The sequence below is a fragment of the Paraburkholderia susongensis genome (assembly GCF_900177725.1).
Classification (GTDB): Bacteria; Pseudomonadota; Gammaproteobacteria; order Burkholderiales; family Burkholderiaceae; genus Paraburkholderia; species Paraburkholderia susongensis.
The window spans coordinates 55,132-73,899 of record NZ_FXAT01000017.1 but is presented as its reverse complement, the minus strand read 5'-3'; the positions used below and the strand labels follow the sequence as shown (position 1 = coordinate 73,899).

Here is an 18,768-nt window from a genome sequence, read left to right as displayed (position 1 = left end):
CCCGTTGCAGATACCGCCGCGCAGAGAACCCGCGCGCCTCAGTGCAGCTTCACGCGCGGCAGCGTGGTGCGGCGCAGCCAGTGCGCGAAGGTATCGAGCACCATGCGCGGATAGCCGTGCAGCGCGGCGATGTGCAGCCGGTACAGCGACATGTACATGAAGCGCGCGAACAGCCCTTCGATCAGCATGTTGCCGCCGATCACCCCGCCCATCAGATTGCCGACCGCGCTGAAATGTCCGAGCGACACCAGCGAGCCGAAGTCGCGATAGGTGAATTCCGGCAACGGCTTGTTGTCGAGCCGCGCCGCCAGAGCCTTCAGCAGGAAGCTCGCCTGCTGATGCGCGGCCTGCGCGCGCGGCGGCACGTTGCGCTCGTTGCCCGGCCACTGGCAGGCCGCGCAATCGCCGAGCGCGAAGATGTTGTCGTCGATTTCGGTTTGCAGCGTGCGGCGCACGTTGAGCTGGCCGAGCCGGTTGACCGGCAGCCCGTCGAGCTGGCTCAGCACCGCCGGCGCCTTGATGCCCGCCGCCCACACGGTCAGATCGGCGCGCACGGTGTGGCCGCTCGCGGTGCGGATAAAGCCGGGCGCGACTTCGGCCACCGTTTCGCCGATCATCAGCTTCACGCCGAGCTTGGTGAGCAATTCGGCGGTGGCCGTGGAAACGCGCTCCTGCAAGGCAGGCAGAATGCGCGGACCCGCCTCGATCAGCACGATGCCGACGTCATGCCGCGGATCGAGCTTGTGCAAGCCATACGCGGACAGCACCTGCGCGGTGTTGCGCAATTCCGCCGACAGCTCGACCCCGGTCGCGCCGCCGCCGACGATCGCCACCTGAATGCGCGGCTCGCTCGACGACCAGGTGCCGGGCCCCGGTCTCGACTCGACGGGCTCGTGCGCCTGATGCTCGGCGCGCATGCACGCCGCGATCAGGCGCTTGCGGAAGCGCTCGGCCTGACCCACCGTATCGAGCGCAATGGAGAATTCGGCCGCGCCCTTCACGCCGAAAAAGGCCGTGGTGCTGCCGATCGCAATGATCAGCGTGTCGTACTCGAGCTGGCGCTCGGGCAGCAGTTCGGCACCGTCTTCGTCGAGCACGGTGCCAAGCGTGACGCGCCGGTTCGCGCGGTCGAGCCCGGTCAGCTCGCCCTGCTGAAATTCGAAACCGTGCCAGCGCGCCTGCGCCGCGTATTCGAGTTCCTGTGTGAACGGGTCCATGCTACCCGCAGCCACTTCATGCAGCAGCGGCTTCCAGATATGCGTCGGATAGCGGTCGACCAGCGTCACCTGCGCCCGCGCCTCGCTCCCGCGCTTGCCGGATCCGTAGCGATCGCCAAGGCGTGTCGCCAGTTCCAGCCCGCCCGCACCTCCGCCAACGACGATAAATCGATGCATTGAACTCTCCGTGTAGCCGATGAATTATCCGTCGCGACGCTGCGCACGAATGCGCCGTCCTGCAGCGATTGTCCTCGACCCGCACGTGTTGCCACAAGTCATCAATGCACATGTGTGACATGCGAACGACGTTATCGCGCGCATGTCACCGGCGCGTCAATGCGCTTCCTCCCAGTTCATGCCCGCGCCGACCTCGGCGACAAGTGGCACCTTGAGCGCGGCGACGCCGCACATCAGTTCGGGCAGACGCTTGCGCACCTCGGACAACTCGGCGTCGGGTACTTCGAGAATCAGTTCGTCGTGCACCTGCATGATCATGCGCGTGCCGATGTTCGAGTCTTCGATCCACTTCTGCACGGCGATCATCGACATCTTGATGAGATCCGCGGCGGTGCCTTGCATCGGCGCGTTGATCGCGGCACGCTCGGCGGCCTGGCGGCGCGGACCGTTGCCGCCGTTGATCTCGGGCAGCCACAGGCGGCGGCCGAACACGGTTTCGACGTAGCCCTTCGCCTTCGCGCTCGTACGCGTTTCTTCCATGTAACGCGCGACGCCGGGGTAACGCGCGAAGTAGCGGTCGATATACATCTTCGCCGCATCACGCGTGATGCCGAGGTTCGACGCGAGGCCGAACGCGCTCATGCCGTAGATGAGACCGAAGTTGATGACCTTCGCGATGCGCCGCTGATCGCTCGACACTTCGAGCGGCGTCACGCTGAAGACCTCCGCCGCGGTGGCGCGGTGAATGTCCTCGCCGTGCGAGAACGCGCGCATCAGCGATTCGTCGCCGGAAATGTGCGCCATGATGCGCAATTCGATCTGCGAATAATCGGCGGACACGAGCTTGTGCCCCGGCGGCGCAATGAACGCCTCACGAATGCGCCGGCCTTCGCCGGTGCGCACGGGAATGTTCTGCAGGTTCGGATCATTCGACGCGAGCCGCCCCGTCACCGCGACAGCCTGCGCGTAGTTCGTATGCACGCGGCCCGTTTGCGCGTTGACCATGCGCGGCAGTTTGTCGGTGTAGGTCGACTTGAGTTTCGACAGGCCGCGATGTTCGAGCAGGATTTTCGGCAGCGGATAGTCTTCGGCGAGCTTCTGCAGCACTTCTTCGTCGGTGGACGGCGCGCCGCTCGGCGTCTTCTTGACCACGGGCAACTCGAGCTTCTCGAAGAATATCTGGCCGATCTGCTTGGGCGAACCGAGGTTGAATTCGCCGCCCGCGAGTTCGTACGCCTCGCCTTCGAGTTCGATCAGACGCGTGGCGATCTCGCTGCTCTGCTGGCGCAGCTTCTCCGCGTCGATCAGTACGCCCGTGCGCTCCATCTTGCGCAGCACGCGCGAAGTCGGCAGTTCGATCGCGCGATACACGTAGTCGAGCGTTTTCTCCGCGGCGACCTGCGGATACATCGCCTGATGCAGACGCAACGTGATGTCCGCGTCTTCGGCCGCGTATTCGGCGGCCTTGTCGAGCGCGACTTCGTCGAAGCCGATCTGCTGCGCGCCCTTGCCCGCAACCTCTTCGTACTTGATCGTCTTCACGCCGAGATGGCGCAGCGCGAGACTGTCCATGTCGTGCGAGCGATGCGATTCGAGCACGTACGATTCCAGCAGCGTGTCATGTTCGACGCCGCGCATTTCGATGCCGTAATTCGCGAGCACCTGTTCGTCGTACTTCATATGCTGGCCGACCTTCTTGTGGTCCTCGCTTTCGAGCCACGGCTTCAACTTCGCGAGCACTTCGTCGCGCGGCAGTTGCTCGGGCGCGTCCGGGCCGCGATGCGCGAGCGGCACATAGGCGGCGCGGCCCGCTTCGACCGCGAGCGACAAGCCGACGATCTGCGCGGTCATCGGATCGAGCGAGGTGGTCTCGGTGTCGAACGAGGTCAGCGCGGCCGCGTTGATTTTTTCGAGCCACGCGTCGAACTGCTCCCACGTCTGCACGGTGTCGTAGTGGCGCTCCTGATCCACCGCGAGCGCGGGCGGCGTGTCGGTTTGCGGGCCTTCCACCTCATCGGCGGTTTCCACTTCGCGCAGCCACGTCTTGAAGCCATGCTGCATGAAGAGGTCGCGCAGTTCCTCGCGCGATTCGGGCTGGCTCGGCAGGCTTTGCGCGATCGACACGAGATGGCCGGTCAGATCGCAATGACGCTCGACGGTCACGAGCTTACGCGCCATCGGCAGGAAGTCGAGCGCGCGGCGCAGGTTCTCGCCCACCGCGCCCTTGATCTCGCTCGCATGCTCGACGATGCCATCGAGCGAGTCGTATTGCGTGAGCCATTTGAGCGCGGTTTTCGGGCCGCATTTGTCGACGCCCGGCACGTTGTCGACGGTATCGCCGATCAGCGAGAGATAATCGACGATGCGCTCCGGCGGCACGCCGAACTTCGCGACCACGCCGTCGCGGTCGAGCGTTTCATTGGTCATCGTATTGACGAGCGTGACGCGATCCGACACGAGCTGCGCAAGGTCTTTATCGCCGGTCGAGACGATCACGTTCATGCCGAGCTTTTCCGCCTCGGTGCAGAGCGTGCCGATCACGTCGTCGGCCTCGACGCCTTCGATCATCAGCAGCGGCCAGCCGAGCGCGCGCACCGCGACGTGAATCGGCTCGATCTGGCGCGAGAGGTCGTCCGGCATCGAAGGGCGGTTCGCCTTATAGTCGGCATACCAGTCGTCGCGAAACGTTTTGCCCTTGGCGTCGAACACGCACGCGCTATACTCTGCTGTGACTTCCTTGCGCATGCGCCGCAGCATGTTGATCATCCCGTAGAGCGCACCCGTCGGGCCACCCTCGGGGCCGCGCAGATCAGGCATCGCATGGTAGGCCCGGTACAGATAACTCGAACCGTCGACCAACAGCAGGGTCTTACCTTCAAGGCTTCGTTCTTCAGGCATTATGACTAAGAGAAAAGTGATTCCGAGTCTGCGATCACTCGCAGATCAAGAGCGCGCAACGGCCAAGAAGGCCCGCGCATCGTGGCAGATGTTCACGATTATGGCAGAGTTTATCGAGGCGACCGAATACCTCTCGGAGATACGCCCGGCAGTCAGCATCTACGGTTCGGCGCGCCTGAAACCGAGCTCGCCGTACTACAAACTCGCCACGCAGATCGCACGCAAACTCTCGGACGCTGGCTTCGCGGTGATCTCCGGCGGCGGCCCCGGCATCATGGAAGCAGCCAACAAGGGCGCGCATGCGGGCAAGGCGCCGTCGGTCGGTCTGAACATCGAGCTGCCGCACGAGCAATCGGGCAATCAGTGGCAGGACATCTCGCTGCGCTTCCGCCATTTCTTCACGCGCAAGGTCACGTTCGTGAAGAACTCCGACGCGGTGATTGTGATGCCGGGCGGCTTCGGCACGCTCGACGAACTCGCCGAAGTGCTCACGCTGATTCAAACCAAAAAGTCGCGCCACGTGCCGATCATTCTGGTGGGCGCCGAGTTCTGGGAAGGCTTGCTCGCGTGGTTCAAGAGCGCGCTCATTCCCATGGGCCTCATCAATCCGACCGACATCGATCTGATGCAGGTGATCGACGACCCGGACCAGGTGCTCGAAGCGGTGCTGAAGTTCTACGAAGACCACGAGGAAGCCGAAGCGCATCCGGTCAAGTCGGATGAGGACAGGATGTTCTATCTGTGATGGGATGACACGTTTGCCTTGCTGCCCGCCTCGGCGCAAAGCAAACGTGAAGCGCATATGGACCACGAACTCACCTCGTCCGAACCCGCACTGGCGCCTACGCCAACCTTGCGGGACATCTTCGGCGGCTTTCTCGGCCTCGGGCTGATTTCATTTGGCGGCGCGCTGCCGCTCGCGCGCCGCGCACTCGTCGAACAACGCCGCTGGTTGACCTCCGAGGAATTCACCGACTTGCTCGGCCTCTGCCAGTTTCTGCCCGGCGGTAACGTCATCAATCTCTCGGTCGCGATAGGCATGCGCTTTCGCGGCGTGCCCGGCGCGCTCGCCGGCCTGCTCGGTCTCATCGCGGGACCTTCGCTCGTCGTGATCGGGCTTGGCGTGCTCTACGAGCACACGCAGAACGATCCGCACGTGCGCCATCTGTTCGCCGGGCTCGCCGCGGCGGCGTCCGGCCTGCTGATCTCGATGGCGGTCAAGATCGTGCTGCCGTTGCGCAACAAGCCGATGGCCGCGCTCATCGCCGTGCTCGGCTTCGTCGCGATTGCGATCCTGCGCTTTCCGCTGCTGCCGACCATGCTCGTACTCACGCCGCTCAGCATCTACCTCGCGGCGAGAGGCGCGCGATGAACGACACGCTCATCGCTCTCGCCGTCATCTTCAGCCAGCTTTCGCTGCTCGCGTTCGGCGGCGGCAATACGATTCTTCCGGAGATGCAGCGGCAGGTGGTCGACGTGCATCACTGGATGCCGGCCAGCGAATTCAGCGCGCTGTTCGCACTCGCGCAGGCCGCGCCCGGGCCGAACCTGATGGTCGTCACGCTGGTCGGCTGGCATGTGGCCGGTTGGGCCGGGATGCTGGTGACCTCGGTGGCGAAGTTCGGGCCGTCGTCGCTCGTGACGATCCTCGCGCTGCATGCGTGGGACCGCTTCAAGGACCGTCCGTGGCGGCGCTATGCGCAACTGGGACTCGTGCCGGTGACGGCCGGCCTCGTCGCGGCGAGCGCGGCGCTGATCGCGAGAGCATCGAACCCGACCGCGATTGCGTGGGCCATTACCGCGTTCACCGCGGTCATGGCGACGAAAACACGCATTCATCCGCTGTGGCTGCTGGCAGCCGGAAGTTTGATCGGGCTGACGGGGTTTGGGCAGATGTGATGCAACCCACCGCAAACCGCGCCGCCCACTTTTACTGAAACGCCACCTCCGCAAAACTGCGCAGCTTGCGGCTATGCAAGCGATGCAGCCCGTTCGTGCGCAATATCTCCATCGCCTTCACGCCGATCTGCAGATGCTGATCGACCTGCGCGCGATAGAACTGATCCGCCATGCCCGGCAGCTTCAGTTCGCCATGCAAGGGCTTGTCCGACACGCATAGCAAGGTGCCGTACGGCACGCGGAAACGGAAGCCGTTCGCGGCGATCGTCGCGCTTTCCATGTCGAGCGCGATCGCGCGGCTTTGCGAGAGCCGCAGCACCGGCTCGCGATGATCGCGCAGCTCCCAGTTGCGGTTATCGACGCTCGCCACGGTGCCCGTGCGCATCACGCGCTTCAGTTCGACGCCATCGAGCTGCGTGACCTGCGCGACCGCGCGCTCGAGCGCCACCTGCACTTCGGCGAGTGCCGGGATCGGCACCCACAGCGGCAAATCGGCGTCGAGCACGTGATCCTCGCGCACATAGCCGTGCGCGAGCACGTAGTCGCCGAGACGCTGCGTGTTGCGCAGACCCGCGCAGTGACCGAGCATGATCCACGCGTGCGGACGCAGCACCGCGATGTGATCGGTGATGGTCTTCGCATTCGACGGCCCGACCCCGATGTTGACCATCGTGATGCCGCTGCCGTCCGCGCGCTTCAGGTGATACGCGGGCATCTGCGGCAGACGCGGCGGCGGCGTGCCCTCCTGCGCCTGCTCGCCGAGATTCTCGTTGTACGTGACGACGTCGCCGGGCTCGACGAACGACGTGTATTCGCTGCGGTACGCGCGCAGTTCCTCGTCGTCGGTACGGGCCATCATCGTGCGGCCGAGCTTGACGAACTCGTCGATATAGAACTGATAGTTCGTGTACAGCACGTAGTTCTGCACATGCGTCGGCGACGTCGCGGTGTAGTGCTTCAACCGGTGCAGCGAGAAGTCGACGCGCGCCGCCGTGAAGAGCGCGAGCGGATGCGGCTCGCCCGGCATCGGCTCGTACGTGCCGTTGACGATGCGGTCGTCGAGCAGCGCAAGGTCCGGCGTGTCGAATATGTCGCGCATCAGGAACAGCCGCTCGCGGTCCAGATCGCCTTCGAGGTGAATGCCCTCGGCGAACGCGAAGTGAATCGGAATCGGCTGGTCCGACACACCGACCTCGATCTGCACATGATGATTCTTCGCGAGCAACCGCAACTGCTCGCGATAGTAGTTGCCGAACAGGTCGGGGCGCGTGACCGTCGTCTCGAACACGCCCGGCCCCGCGACGAAACCGTACGAGCGGCGTGAATCGACATGCGTGTTGACCTCGGTGCGGACACGCACGAACGGATAGCAGGCGCGCACGCGATGCTCGAACTGCTCGTTGCGGCGATAGCGCGCGAACGCATCGCGCAGAGACGACGTGTTCGCCTCGTAGATCGCCGAGAGGCGGGTGACGGCCTCGGCCGCGTCGTCGAAACCTTCGGTCGGGAAGCTGTTGGCGGGCGTTTGCGCCGTGCGTTGATTGATATCGTTGTTCATCATCGTTCACCCCTATTGATGAGATGACATTACCACGGAACCCGCTCGCGCCGAATGACGTCGCGGCGCTTGCAACGCGGTTCCCACGAGCACCGCGCAAGCGCCGCGCACATCGCGCGAAAGCGGCGCAAAATAAGGCTTGACGCGCGTACGCGAGGCCGGATTTGCTAGAATCAGCGCATCCTCCTGGAGAATCACCATGAAGCCGCTCCTTCCCATCGCCGCTGCGCTGGTCCTCGCCTTCGGCAGCGCCGCGATGGCTGCCCAGCCCGTCGACGAACCGCCGCCCGCCAATGCACCCCAGTCCGCCAATGAACGGGCCGGTCTGCCCGATCTGGACAAGATCAATCGTCCGGCCGCTCAGGTCAGCTCGAAGGTCGACATCAACGACGTTCCGCGCACGCCGAGCTTCCACGAGGTCAGCCCGAACGGCACTGAAATCACCGAATACCGCGACAAGGGCAAGCCGGTCGAAATCAACGTGCATTCGAACTTCGGCACGCGCTACCAGATGAGCGCGCCGCTCGACACGTCGCCCACTGTCCACGACAGCGGCCGTCCGAGCACGCGTTTGCCCTCGGTGAATCTGCACTATTGATGCTTGCGGGAGCGGCGGGCCGGCACAGGCCGCCGCGCCGGCTTCGCGAGGCCTGGACTTCGCCGGCGTGATCTGTTCCAGTGGCTGGCTGGTAAATTCAGCGGCAAATCAGCGCTGAAGGCGGCGCCTGCCACATCGCGACGCCGCACTCGCTGTGCTTGCCGTGTTTGCCATCGAACCCAGCCCGGCGCGCAGGCGCGTCGTTCGACACCGAATCCGCAATCTCCATTCGCCACACTTCGCACTGGCAGCACCGCGCCAGCCCGAACAACCTGAACCGACGTTTCCCGCATGGCTGTCTTCACCGCTGTCAACGAATCCCAACTCGCAGAATGGATGCGTCACTACGATCTCGGCGATGTCGTCGAGTTTCGCGGCATCTCGTCCGGCATTGAAAACAGCAATTTCTTTCTGACGACGACGCACGGCGAATACGTGCTGACGATTTTCGAAAAACTCACGGCCGAACAACTGCCCTTCTATCTGGACCTGATGCGCCATCTCGCGGCTCACCGCGTGCCGGTGCCAGACCCGATGCCGCGCCACGACGGCGCACTGTTCGGCATGCTGCTCGGCAAACCCGCGACGATCGTGACGAAGCTCGAAGGCAAGCCGGAACTCGCGCCGGGGGTTGAGCACTGCGTCGAAGTCGGGCAAATGCTCGCGCGCATGCACCTCGCGGGCCGCGACTATCCGCGCTATCAGCCGAATCTGCGCAGCCTGCCGTGGTGGCGCGAAACCGTGCCGGCCATCCTGCCGTTCCTCGAAGGCGAGCAACGCGAACTGCTGGCGTCCGAACTCGCGCATCAGGAGGCGTTCTTCGCCTCGGCCGATTACGCCGCGCTGCCCGCAGGCCCGTGCCATGCCGACCTGTTCCGCGACAACGCGATGTTCGCGCACGCCGCGCCGGACACGGGCCACGAAGTGCGGCTCGGCGGCTTCTTCGACTTCTATTTCGCCGGCTGCGACAAATGGCTCTTCGACGTCGCGGTGACGGTCAACGACTGGTGCGTCGACCTCGCCACCGGCAAGCTCGACGAGGCACGCACCGAAGCGCTGCTACGCGCGTACCAGACGGTGCGGCCGTTCACCGCCGAGGAAAACCGCCACTGGGGAGACATGCTGCGTGCGGGCGCGTACCGCTTCTGGGTCTCGCGCCTGTATGATTTTCACTTGCCCCGCGCGGCCGAGCTGCTCAAGCCGCACGACCCCGGCCATTTCGAACGCATTCTGCGCGAGCGCCTCGCCGGCGTCGCGCATCCAGGCACCCACACCTCATGCAACTGATCGAAGTCCCCGCGAAAACCGGCTATGTATGGTTCCGGCAAGGTATCTGGCTGTTCCGTAAGAATCCGCTCGCGTTCCTGACGCTGTTCTTTACCTATCTGCTGGTGATGACGCTCGTCGCGCAAATTCCGGTGATCGGCGGCGTGTTGCCGCTGCTGTTCATTCCCGGCGTTGCGGTCGGCTTCATGGCCGCGTGCCGCAATACGATCGCGGGCAAACCGGTGTTCCCGACCATTCTGGTGGACGGCTTTCACTCGTATGGCCCGGTGGTCACGCGGCGGCTGCTGGTGCTCGGTGCGCTATACGTCGTCGCGATGGCGCTCGTGCTGGCCGGTTCCGCGCTCGCCGACGGCGGCATGCTGCTGAAGGTGATGCTCGGCAACGCCTCGATGGATCAGGACACGATCGCCAACAGCAACATCCCGCTCGCGGTGCTCACGGCGCTCGCGTTTTATGTGCCGGTCGCGATGATCTTCTGGTTCTCGCCGATTCTCTCCGCCTGGCATGACGTGCCGCCTGTCAAGGCGATGTTCTTCAGCGTCGTCAGTTGCTGGCGAAATCGCGGCGCATTCATCGTGTTCGGCGCGCTGTGGTTCGCGGTCGCGACGGTGGTGTCGTTCGGGCTGTCCGCGCTGATGCAGGCGCTCGGCGCGGCCGACTTCGCGTTCGCGGTCCTGATGCCCGCCACGATGATCGTCACGACCATGTTGTACTGCTCGTTCTACGCGACATACCGCGGCTGCTTCGGCGTGCAGACGCCGCAAACGCCGGATCTGCCGACCAAGCCCGCGGCCTGATCGACAGTTCACACGCGGGCACCTCCGGGGTGCCCGCGCTTTTTCCGGGCTGCTTTTCCGGGCCCCTTTCGCCCGCCTTCGCGCTTCTCCCCACCTGCGCCTGCGCCTGCGCCTGCGCCTGCGCCTGCGTCTGCGTCTGCGTCTGCGTCTGCGTCTGCGTCTGCGCCTGCGCCTGCGCCTGCGTTCGCCAGTCAGCGTCGATTTGCGGCAAAATGGTTTGTGTGCAATCCATTTGTACGCTCTTCCATTCGAGAAGCACCATGACCCAGCGCCCCTCCCTGCCCTTCACGCTCGACGAACAACTCTGCTTCGCCCTCTACTCGACCTCGCTCGCGATGACGAAAGCGTACAAGCCGCTACTCGAGAAGCTCGGGCTTACCTATCCGCAATATCTGGCGATGCTGGTGCTGTGGGAGACCGACGACGTCGCCGTCAAGGACATGGCCGCGCGCCTGAATCTCGACCCGGCGACAGTCACGCCGCTGCTCAAGCGCCTCGAAGCGCAGGGCCTCGTCGAGCGCGTGCGCGGCGTCGACGACGAACGGCTCGTCTACATCCGCCTCACCAGCGCGGGCAAGGCGCTCAAGCGCCAGGCGCGCGAGGTGCCCGCCGAAATTCTCTGCGCGACCCAGCAAACGCCCGACTTCCTGCTGCGCCTGCGCGACGACCTGACACGCCTGCGCGCAACGCTCAACGACTACATGGACCAGTAGTGCGATAACTGCAAAAGACTAGCTCTCGCAACGATGCAAAAATTGATTTGCACACAAATTATTTGTGTACTATCTTAACGACATGCCGCTTCGCCAGCACCTTGCCAGACCGGCAGCAGCACGAAGCAGCAAGTATGCAACCCCTGACAACCCAGACAAGGAGCAACACCATGAACATCCTCTACAAAGCAAGCGCAACGAGCACCGGTGGCCGCGACGGCCGTGCAGTATCGTCGGACAACGCATTGGACGTGAAGCTGGCCGCGCCGCGTGAACTGGGCGGCAACGGCGCAGCGGGCACGAATCCCGAACAACTCTTCGCAGCCGGCTACTCGGCCTGTTTCCTGAGCGCAATGAAGTTCGTCGCGGGCCAGCACAAGCAGGTGTTGCCGGCCGACACGCAGGTTTCGGCCGAGGTCGGCATCGGTCCGAACGACAAAGGCGGCTTCGCGCTCGACATCGACCTGCGCATCTCGCTGCCGGGCCTGGCCGCGGACTCGGCGAAGGAATTGGTCGACGCCGCGCATCAGGTCTGCCCGTACTCGAACGCCACGCGCAACAACGTCGCGGTCCGTCTGCACGTTGTTTAAGCTGGGTTGGCGGGTTGTTGCGCCGGACATCCCGTTGGCCTTTGCCCCGATAACCGCATCGGCAACGACATAAGCGATCACGCCGCCAACGAACCGCCACCGGCACGACACCCTCGCTCCATCGCGAACAGCGCCCGTACCCTGCACAACAGGGGCGGGCGCTGGCGCATTTGGCGCACGCGGCACGTAATCCGAAAAATTCGCCCCTGACGGGCGCTTTATCGAACACTATCTTCCCCAACTCGCGAAGTTGCCGGCAAAATGGATTCACGCGCCGTGGCTGGCGAGCCTGGAACGATTGGCGGCGTCCAGCGTGGTGCGAGGCAATGCCAGGCGAGAATTATCCTGAGCCGACCGTCGACCACGCGCGAGCGTACGCCAGTCCGCTTCGGCAAGTGAGTGCCCGCTTACATCATCGAATAAAAACGTCTGGAGGGATGAAGATGCGCCGTCTGCCGTCGCTGCTCGTGTTTCTTATTTTGACGCTGGCAGCCGGCTGGGCCGCGAGCCTGTCCTTGCCGGACGCCTGGTATGCGGGGCTACAGAAACCCGTGTTCAATCCGCCGAACTGGGTCTTCCCGCCGGTCTGGACCGTGCTTTACGTGCTGATGGCGTTTTCCGCGTGGCGCGTGTGGAAACGCGACGGCCTGACCGCGGCGATCGTGCTATGGGTGGTTCAGTTGGTGTTCAACGCAGCGTGGATGTGGCTGTTCTTCGGCCTGCATCGGCCCGAAGCGTCGCTGATCGATATCGTGATCCTGCTGGTCCTGATCGTGATGCTGACCTGCGTCTTCTGGCGACGTGACCGTCTGGCGGGTGTGCTGCTGATGCCGTACGTGATCTGGGTCGCGTACGCGGCGCTGTTGAATTACGCGCTGTGGCAGATGAATCCGGCTACCTGATCCGAGCCTGCTGATTGCGCGCGAAGGCTGCGTGGCTGGCGGCTACGGTGAAAAACCCGCGATATGGCAAGCCTGAACGGTTTGCCCAGACACCGGCGCCTCACCACGCGCCGATGTTTTGTCTGACTATCGCAACGTTAGTGCGCGATTAGCCGTAGTGCTGGCTCATCCACGACGGCTGGCGCACGTTCGCTTCACGGTCCAGCTTGCGCATGCGGAATTCGAGATCGTAGAGATCGGTCGCTTCGGAGAGATAGGCGTCAGCGCGCTCTTTCGCGAGTTGGTCCGGCGACTTGGTCAAAAACAGGAACAGACGGCTAAGCAGATACATGGTCGACCTCGGCAATGATAGCTAGGCGTGTTGCGCCTAAGGGATAACCCGCATTATAGGGAAAACCCTAGTATCGCGCCAGTGTTCATTTCGAGGTGTTGTTGTGGGGTCACCGTTCGGCCGATGACGCCGCGGCGACCGCGCCTTCCGCGATGCGGCCCGCGTCCGTGCGGCGCTGATGCTTGAAGAATTCCCACAGCATCGTGCTGGCATCCGGGCCTTTGGCGGAATGGAACGGCAACGCGTCGTCACCGCCGCTCCATGCGTGGCCGAGCCCCTGCACGCGGCACACCCGCACCACGCGCCGCCCGCCGCGCAGATAGTCGCGCATCACGACGCCGCCCTTGCGGTCCTCGCGCATCTCACCGGCGCGGCGCGCGCCATCCGCATCGACCATCCGGTTCAGCCGCAGGAACTGCATCGCCAGTTGGTCCGCGTTGACGGGCGCGACCACGTGATCGGTGTCGCCGTGGATGATGAGAGCTGGCATGCCCGGGTATTGCGCGACATCCACCAGTTCGTCGACCAGCTCGACCGGCTCGCGGCGCGTGCCGCGCCGCATCACGTCCATCGCGGTAATGCCCGAACGGGCCTCGCCGAAAGCGGGGCCGGAATGCAGCGCGACCGCGGCGAAATGCTCGGGATATTTGAGGGCCAGTAGCGCCGTCAGGCCCGCTCCCGCGGAAATCCCGGCCACGTAGACGCGCTCGCGGTCGAAACCGTGCTGCGCGACGAGCGCGTCCACGAGCGACACCACCGCGTGCGCCTCGGCGCCGCCCGCGCTGTCGCTGGCGTCGTACCAGTTCCAGCAGCGGTGCGAGTGCGCGTGCTTCGACTGTTCCGGGTACACCACCGCAAAGCCGTAGCGGTCGGCAAGCAGGTTCATGCGCGTGCCTTCGGCGAATTCGTCGATGGACTGCGTGCAGCCGTGCAGCATCACGACGAGCGGCATCGCCTCGAGCGCGTGTCCCGACGGGATATAGAGCCCGTATTGCAGATGATTGACGAGCCGGCCCGGCGCAACCGGCGCGGAATGGAACGAACGCGTCCACGAGCCGCTCGCCCACGCCGTCGCGCGCGGACGCACCCGCGACTCGCGCTTCACCGGCACGCGCAGGGCGGCGGCCGGCTTGAGCGGATGAGCCTTGCTCGACGGTTTGTTGGTAGCGGCGCGCACGGGTCGCGTCGGCGCGCGCCTGGCGGTCTTTTGCGCGTGTTCGGTTTGAATCGCGAGCAGCCGCTTCAAACCACGCAGCCAGATTTTCGATAGGCTTTTTGCCATCGGCGATAACCTCGCAAAAAGGGACAGGTGCAGACCGGCAAAAACGCCGGATCGCAAGAAGTTGTGCAATGCACAATAACATCATTCTTCGTGCGTCGCTGAGGCGCGGCAAACTCATCCACCTCCGCTTTTCCCTCGGCGAACCTTGCTGCCGCCTCGCCGTCAAACTCTCTCGACGCCCGACGAAGCGGGTAAAAGCCCTGCGTAAAGCCCACGCCAATCCCGCGTCCCCCGTCCGTAACCGCCCGTTAGCCAGCCAACATTTGGCGCGTAAATGCGTGGTGCATGGCAAGACCGTCGAGCGACACCCGTCTATACTGGCGGTTAATCCTGATTGTATCGATCCGGACTGTGCCGGCAATTCGCGCCGGCCGCGTGTGCCGGTTCGATTTGCTCCAACCCGATTCCACGCGGCCTGCGTCGCGTTTCTACCATGCCCGATTTACCGATCCACCTGTGGTATTCGATCACCAGCCTCGGCGGCGCCGGCATGACGTTGCCGCTTGCGCTCGCCATCGCGCTCTGGCTGGCGCTCGGCTACTCGTGGCGGCTCGCGGCCGGCTGGCTGCTGTTGCTCGGCGCGGCTATCGGCGTCGTTACCGTGACCAAGCTGGCCTTCCTCGGTTGGGGCGTCGGCGTGCGGGAACTCGATTTCACCGGCGTCAGCGGTCACGCGATGCTGTCTACCGCCGTCTATCCGGTCGTGCTCTTCCTGATGCTGTTGCCCGCGCGGCCCGCAGTCCGTCTGCTCGGCGTGCTGGCGGGGCTTGCCGCCGGCATCGCGGTGGGCTTGTCGCGTGTCGTGCTGAGCGCGCATTCGCCATCCGAAGCCGTCACCGGGTGTCTCGTCGGTGCGCTCGCGGCGCTCGTGTTCGTGCGCATCGCGTGGAATGCGGAGCCGGGCCGTCTGTCGGCGCTGCCGGTCGCCGTCAGCATGATGGTTCTCGCGGGAACGATGCACGGCGTGCATGTGCCGACCCAGCGCTGGGTCACACATATCGCGCTGAAAGTGTCCGGCCACGACAGGCCGTTCATCCGCGCGAAGTGGAAGGCCGCGCGCGACATCCGCCCGGCCGCAGCGCCGCTGTCGCAAACGCTCAATACGCTCGAACCGCAGCGCGCGTCTCACGTCTGAGCGGCGCGCCGCCGCTTTTCTCAGGCTCCTCCCGGTTTCCCGCAGACCTCGCTCGAAGGCCATGAGCGCTTCACGCGGTATGTGAAGCGCCCAGCCCGATCGCCTGTCATGCGCACCGCTATAACCGCGCATATATTACGATAGCGTTTTTAAACCGCTGCTTCCCGTCCACGTCACTTCAAGATCCTTCATGACACTCTCCCGCCATCTGAAGAAATACGCGCTTTGCGTTGCGAGCGCCGTCTCCGTTGTGGTTAGCGTGAATGCCCACGCCGATGAACTTGTGGTTTCGGCCGCCGCGAGCCTGACCAACGCGTTCAAGGCGGTCGGCGACGCGTTCGAGCAGCAGCATCCGGGCACCAAGGTATTGATGAACTTCGGTGCGTCCGACGTGCTGATGCAGCAGATCGTCAAGGGCGCGCCCGCCGATGTGTTCGCGTCCGCGGACCAGAAGGCGATGGACATGGCCGCCACGCAAAAGGTGATCGTGCCGTCCACGCGGCGTGACTTCGCCGCCAATTCGCTCGTGCTGATCGTGCCGAGCGACAGCCATTTCGCGCCCGCGAGCCTCAACGATCTGACGGCCGCGAACGTGAAGCGCGTCGCGTTCGGCGATCCGGCGTCGGTGCCGGTCGGCCGCTATACGCAAGGCGCGCTGAAGGCCGCGGGCGTGTGGGATGCGGTGAGCGCGAAGGCCGTGCTCGCCGCGAACGTGCGTCAGAGCCTCGACTACGTTGCGCGCGGCGAAGTCGACGCCGGTTTCGTGTTCGGCACCGACGCCGCGATCATGCCGGACAAGGTCAAGGTCGCGATGAGTCTGCCGACGCAAACGCCGATCACCTATCCGATCGCGCGGGTCGACGGCAGCCGTCACGAGGCAGACGCCCAGGCGTTCATCGACTTCGTGCTCTCGCCAGCCGGCCAGAGTGTGCTCGCGAAGTACGGCTTCAAGCCCGCGCATTGATTCACCGGGATCACACACGCTCATGCAACAGGCCTGGATTCCGCTCCTGCTGTCGCTGAAAGTGGCGGGCTGGGCCACTGCGCTCAATCTCGTGCTCGGCGTCGCGACGGCGCTCGGTCTGTCGCGCTGGCGCTCCGGCGCGCGCGACGTGATCGACTCGCTGCTGATGCTGCCGCTCGTGCTGCCGCCCACCGTGCTCGGCTACTACCTGCTCGTGCTGCTCGGCCGGCGCGGCGTGATCGGCGCGTGGCTCGACCGCTTCGACATCCAGCTCGTGTTCACGTGGCAGGGCGCGGTGATCGCGTCGACGGTGGTCGCGTTTCCGCTCGTGCTGAAGTCGGCGCGCGCCGCCTTCGAATCCGTCGATCCGCAGCTCGAACGCGCGGCGCGCACGCTTGGCGTCAGCGAGACGGCGATCTTCTTTCGCGTGACGTTGCCGCTCGCCGCGCGCGGCATTCTCGCCGGCGGCCTGCTCGCGTTCGCGCGCGCGCTCGGCGAATTCGGCGCGACGCTGATGATCGCGGGCAACCTGCCGGGCCGCACGCAGACGCTCTCGGTCGCGGTCTATTCGGCCGTGCAGGCCGGCGACGACAGCACCGCGAACCTCCTCGTGCTCGTGACTTCGGTGACGTGCGTCACGATCCTGCTGCTCGCCGGGCGGCTCGTGCCGCAGCACACGCTTCTGAGGGCCCGCTGAGATGCCGCTCGACGTCACTATCCGCAAGACCTTCGAGACCGCCGAGCGGCACTTCACGCTCGACGTTTCGTTCAGCGCGAACACCCAGCGGCTCGTGCTGTTCGGGCCGTCCGGCGCGGGCAAGAGCCTGACGCTGCAGGCAATCGCCGGCCTGCTGCGCCCCGACGAAGGGTCGATCACGCTGCACGGCGCCACGCTGTTCGACAGCGCGCGCGGGGTCGACCAGAAACCGCAGGCGCGCCAGATCGCGTATCTGTTTCAGGACTACGCGCTGTTTCCGCATCTGAACGTCCGGCAGAACATCGGCTTCGGGCTGCACCAGGGCTGGCTCAATCCGCGCGCGCGCGGCTCGCATCCGCAGGTCGATTACTGGCTCGAGGCGTTGGAGTTGAAGAGTGTCGCGGGCCATCATCCAGTGCAGCTTTCGGGCGGGCAGAAACAGCGCGTCGCGCTCGCGCGGGCGCTGGTTTCGCAGCCGCGCCTGCTTCTGCTCGACGAACCGTTTTCCGCGCTCGACATCGCGCTGCGCCAGCGCATGCGGCGCGAACTGTCGGATCTGCAGACGCGGCTCGATATTCCGATGGTGCTCATCACGCACGATCCCGACGACGTTGCGGCATTCGGCGATCAGGTCGTGCAGGTCAGCGACGGCCGCGTGCGCGAGGACCATCCGTTCGCGGGGTATGCGCGCAGCGAGTCGTGAGGGGCCAAGCGCGGACCTCGTGGGCCGCGTATGCAGTGCGTGCAGTGTGTGCAGCTTGTCAGCGCGCGATTTTTCGCTTTAACCGCCTGTCGCGCGTTTCGCCCTCACACCGTGCCGGCGCTCAATCCTTCACACCGAGTATCACGCTCGACGCCTTGAACGCGGCCACCGCGCTCCCGCCTTCCTGCAAGCCGAGCACATCGACGCTTTCATTGGTGACGATCGCGGTCATAACCGCGCCGCCTTCGAGTCCAAGCGACACTTCCGCATTCACCGCCCCGCGCTTCACGCTCTGCACCGTGCCGCGCAACTGGTTGCGCGCCGACAGCTTGAGCGGCGCGCCGCCCTCGCCCTCGCCATCGACGAGCAGCACGACCCACGACGCCTTGATCAGCGCAAACGCCGCCACGCCCTCGGTCAGACCTAGCGCCTCGGTGCTCTCGTGCGTGAGCACGGCGACGATCGTCTGGCCGCCGGGCAGCGCGAGCGCGACTTCGTCGTTGACGCTGCCGCGCGTGATCGCCGAGACGGTGCCGTAGAACTGGTTGCGCGCGCTCGTCTTCACGCCGATGCGGCCGATCAGATCCCAATCGGTCGCGAAGCCCTCGATCGCCGCGCCCGCGCGTTCGAGAAAACGCCGGTGTTCGCGCTCGACCGCGCGAAACGTCTCGATCAGCTTCACCGCGCGCGGCGTGAGCGTGGTGCCGCCGCCGCCCTTGCCGCCGGTCATCCGCACGACGAGCGGTTCGCCGGCGAGGTTGTTCATCGTGTCGACGGCATCCCACGCGCCTTTGTAACTGATGCCGACCGCTTTCGCCGCACTCGTGATCGAGCCGGTCTCGCCGATTGCCGCGAGCAGCGCAATACGCGACGCGCCACCGAGCGTCTGCGTGCCGTACTGAAACCAGACGGAGCCGCCGAGTTCGAGGGATTCGCGGCGAGAATCGGTGCGGTCGGTGGGCATGGTGTGGAGAAGTTGGAGGTCCGAGTTGGGATTCGGAAAGGACCGTGAATCATTAT

At 64.9% G+C, this 18,768-nt stretch carries 21 protein-coding genes; 14 read left to right on the top strand and 7 right to left on the bottom strand.

Translation table 11 applies throughout. The features are described from left to right. Positions 1-38 precede the first annotated feature (38 nt). Both B9Z01_RS31425 and polA read right to left on the bottom strand, forming a co-directional pair. Positions 39-1,394, bottom strand: coding sequence for an NAD(P)/FAD-dependent oxidoreductase (locus B9Z01_RS31425; RefSeq protein ID WP_085489448.1), 1,356 nt, complete (start codon positions 1,392-1,394; stop codon positions 39-41). 156 nt (positions 1,395-1,550) lie between these two features. Continuing rightward, positions 1,551-4,292, bottom strand: coding sequence for a DNA polymerase I (gene polA, locus B9Z01_RS31420; RefSeq protein ID WP_085489447.1), 2,742 nt, complete (start codon positions 4,290-4,292; stop codon positions 1,551-1,553). A 1-nt stretch (position 4,293) separates the two neighbouring features. Between polA and B9Z01_RS31415 the strand changes: the two genes are divergently transcribed. Genes B9Z01_RS31415 through B9Z01_RS31405 form a run of 3 tightly spaced genes read left to right on the top strand, consistent with a single transcriptional unit; the run spans position 4,294 to position 6,191 of the window. Beyond that, positions 4,294-5,037, top strand: a complete 744-nt coding sequence (locus B9Z01_RS31415; RefSeq protein WP_085489446.1) for an LOG family protein — start codon at positions 4,294-4,296, stop codon at positions 5,035-5,037. A 57-nt stretch (positions 5,038-5,094) separates the two neighbouring features. After that, the gene (locus tag B9Z01_RS31410) at positions 5,095-5,664 is read left to right on the top strand and encodes a chromate transporter (RefSeq protein ID WP_085489514.1); all 570 of its coding nucleotides are present in this window, start codon (positions 5,095-5,097) and stop codon (positions 5,662-5,664) included. Further along, positions 5,661-6,191 carry a chromate transporter gene (locus B9Z01_RS31405; protein ID WP_085489445.1) on the top strand — a complete coding sequence of 177 codons (531 nt, stop codon included), beginning with the start codon at positions 5,661-5,663 and terminating at the stop codon, positions 6,189-6,191. Before B9Z01_RS31410 ends, B9Z01_RS31405 begins: the two co-directional genes overlap by 4 nt. Positions 6,192-6,222: 31 nt before the next feature. Here the strand turns inward: B9Z01_RS31405 and B9Z01_RS31400 are convergent, their stop codons facing one another. Both B9Z01_RS31400 and B9Z01_RS35955 read right to left on the bottom strand, forming a co-directional pair. Beyond that, entirely contained in the window at positions 6,223-7,749 is a 1,527-nt protein-coding gene (locus B9Z01_RS31400; RefSeq protein WP_085489444.1) for an AMP nucleosidase, read from the bottom strand. 12 nt (positions 7,750-7,761) lie between these two features. Then, entirely contained in the window at positions 7,762-7,950 is a 189-nt protein-coding gene (locus B9Z01_RS35955) for a hypothetical protein (protein ID WP_085489443.1), read from the bottom strand. Here B9Z01_RS35955 and B9Z01_RS31390 point away from each other — a divergent pair. From B9Z01_RS31390 to B9Z01_RS31360, 7 genes are all read left to right on the top strand, one after another. Beyond that, positions 7,949-8,347: a hypothetical protein gene (locus B9Z01_RS31390; protein WP_085489442.1), complete on the top strand. Its 399-nt coding sequence runs from the start codon at positions 7,949-7,951 to the stop codon at positions 8,345-8,347. The genes B9Z01_RS35955 and B9Z01_RS31390 overlap by 2 nt on opposite strands. Before the next feature lie 291 nt (positions 8,348-8,638). Then, positions 8,639-9,634, top strand: a complete 996-nt coding sequence (locus B9Z01_RS31385) for a homoserine kinase (protein ID WP_085489441.1) — start codon at positions 8,639-8,641, stop codon at positions 9,632-9,634. Further along, on the top strand, positions 9,625-10,431 hold the full coding sequence (locus B9Z01_RS31380; RefSeq protein ID WP_085489440.1) for a BPSS1780 family membrane protein: 807 nt from the start codon (positions 9,625-9,627) through the stop codon (positions 10,429-10,431). Before B9Z01_RS31385 ends, B9Z01_RS31380 begins: the two co-directional genes overlap by 10 nt. 260 nt (positions 10,432-10,691) lie before the next feature. Next, a complete protein-coding gene (locus B9Z01_RS31375; RefSeq protein WP_085489439.1) occupies positions 10,692-11,144 on the top strand; it encodes a MarR family winged helix-turn-helix transcriptional regulator in 453 nt (150 codons plus the stop codon). 170 nt (positions 11,145-11,314) lie between these two features. Further along, on the top strand, positions 11,315-11,734 hold the full coding sequence (locus B9Z01_RS31370; RefSeq protein WP_085489438.1) for an organic hydroperoxide resistance protein: 420 nt from the start codon (positions 11,315-11,317) through the stop codon (positions 11,732-11,734). 250 nt (positions 11,735-11,984) lie between these two features. Further along, entirely contained in the window at positions 11,985-12,083 is a 99-nt protein-coding gene (locus B9Z01_RS36810; protein WP_338047433.1) for a hypothetical protein, read from the top strand. 94 nt (positions 12,084-12,177) lie between these two features. Then, positions 12,178-12,636 carry a TspO/MBR family protein gene (locus tag B9Z01_RS31360; protein ID WP_085489513.1) on the top strand — a complete coding sequence of 153 codons (459 nt, stop codon included), beginning with the start codon at positions 12,178-12,180 and terminating at the stop codon, positions 12,634-12,636. Between the two features lie 148 nt (positions 12,637-12,784). On the opposite strand, the gene B9Z01_RS31355 is transcribed toward B9Z01_RS31360, so the two are convergent. Both B9Z01_RS31355 and B9Z01_RS31350 read right to left on the bottom strand, forming a co-directional pair. Continuing rightward, complete coding sequence (locus B9Z01_RS31355) at positions 12,785-12,967, bottom strand: DUF3563 family protein (protein WP_085489437.1); 183 nt, start codon at positions 12,965-12,967, stop codon at positions 12,785-12,787. A 109-nt stretch (positions 12,968-13,076) separates the two neighbouring features. Continuing rightward, a complete protein-coding gene (locus tag B9Z01_RS31350; protein WP_085489436.1) occupies positions 13,077-14,249 on the bottom strand; it encodes an extracellular catalytic domain type 1 short-chain-length polyhydroxyalkanoate depolymerase in 1,173 nt (390 codons plus the stop codon). A 433-nt stretch (positions 14,250-14,682) separates the two neighbouring features. Between B9Z01_RS31350 and B9Z01_RS31345 the strand changes: the two genes are divergently transcribed. The 4 genes from B9Z01_RS31345 to B9Z01_RS31330 all read left to right on the top strand — a co-directional run bounded on the left by B9Z01_RS31345 (position 14,683) and on the right by B9Z01_RS31330 (position 17,748). Next, positions 14,683-15,384, top strand: a complete 702-nt coding sequence (locus B9Z01_RS31345) for a phosphatase PAP2 family protein (RefSeq protein WP_085489435.1) — start codon at positions 14,683-14,685, stop codon at positions 15,382-15,384. A 190-nt stretch (positions 15,385-15,574) separates the two neighbouring features. Continuing rightward, the gene (gene modA, locus B9Z01_RS31340; protein WP_085489434.1) at positions 15,575-16,348 is read left to right on the top strand and encodes a molybdate ABC transporter substrate-binding protein; all 774 of its coding nucleotides are present in this window, start codon (positions 15,575-15,577) and stop codon (positions 16,346-16,348) included. 22 nt (positions 16,349-16,370) lie between these two features. Then, complete coding sequence (gene modB / locus B9Z01_RS31335; RefSeq protein WP_085489433.1) at positions 16,371-17,045, top strand: molybdate ABC transporter permease subunit; 675 nt, start codon at positions 16,371-16,373, stop codon at positions 17,043-17,045. Position 17,046: 1 nt separating this feature from the next. Further along, positions 17,047-17,748 (top strand): sulfate/molybdate ABC transporter ATP-binding protein, encoded by a 702-nt coding sequence (locus B9Z01_RS31330; RefSeq protein WP_085489432.1) that lies wholly within the window; start codon positions 17,047-17,049, stop codon positions 17,746-17,748. Positions 17,749-17,869: 121 nt separating this feature from the next. Here the strand turns inward: B9Z01_RS31330 and B9Z01_RS31325 are convergent, their stop codons facing one another. After that, positions 17,870-18,712 (bottom strand): TOBE domain-containing protein, encoded by an 843-nt coding sequence (locus tag B9Z01_RS31325; protein ID WP_085489431.1) that lies wholly within the window; start codon positions 18,710-18,712, stop codon positions 17,870-17,872. Between the last annotated feature and the right edge of the window lie 56 nt (positions 18,713-18,768).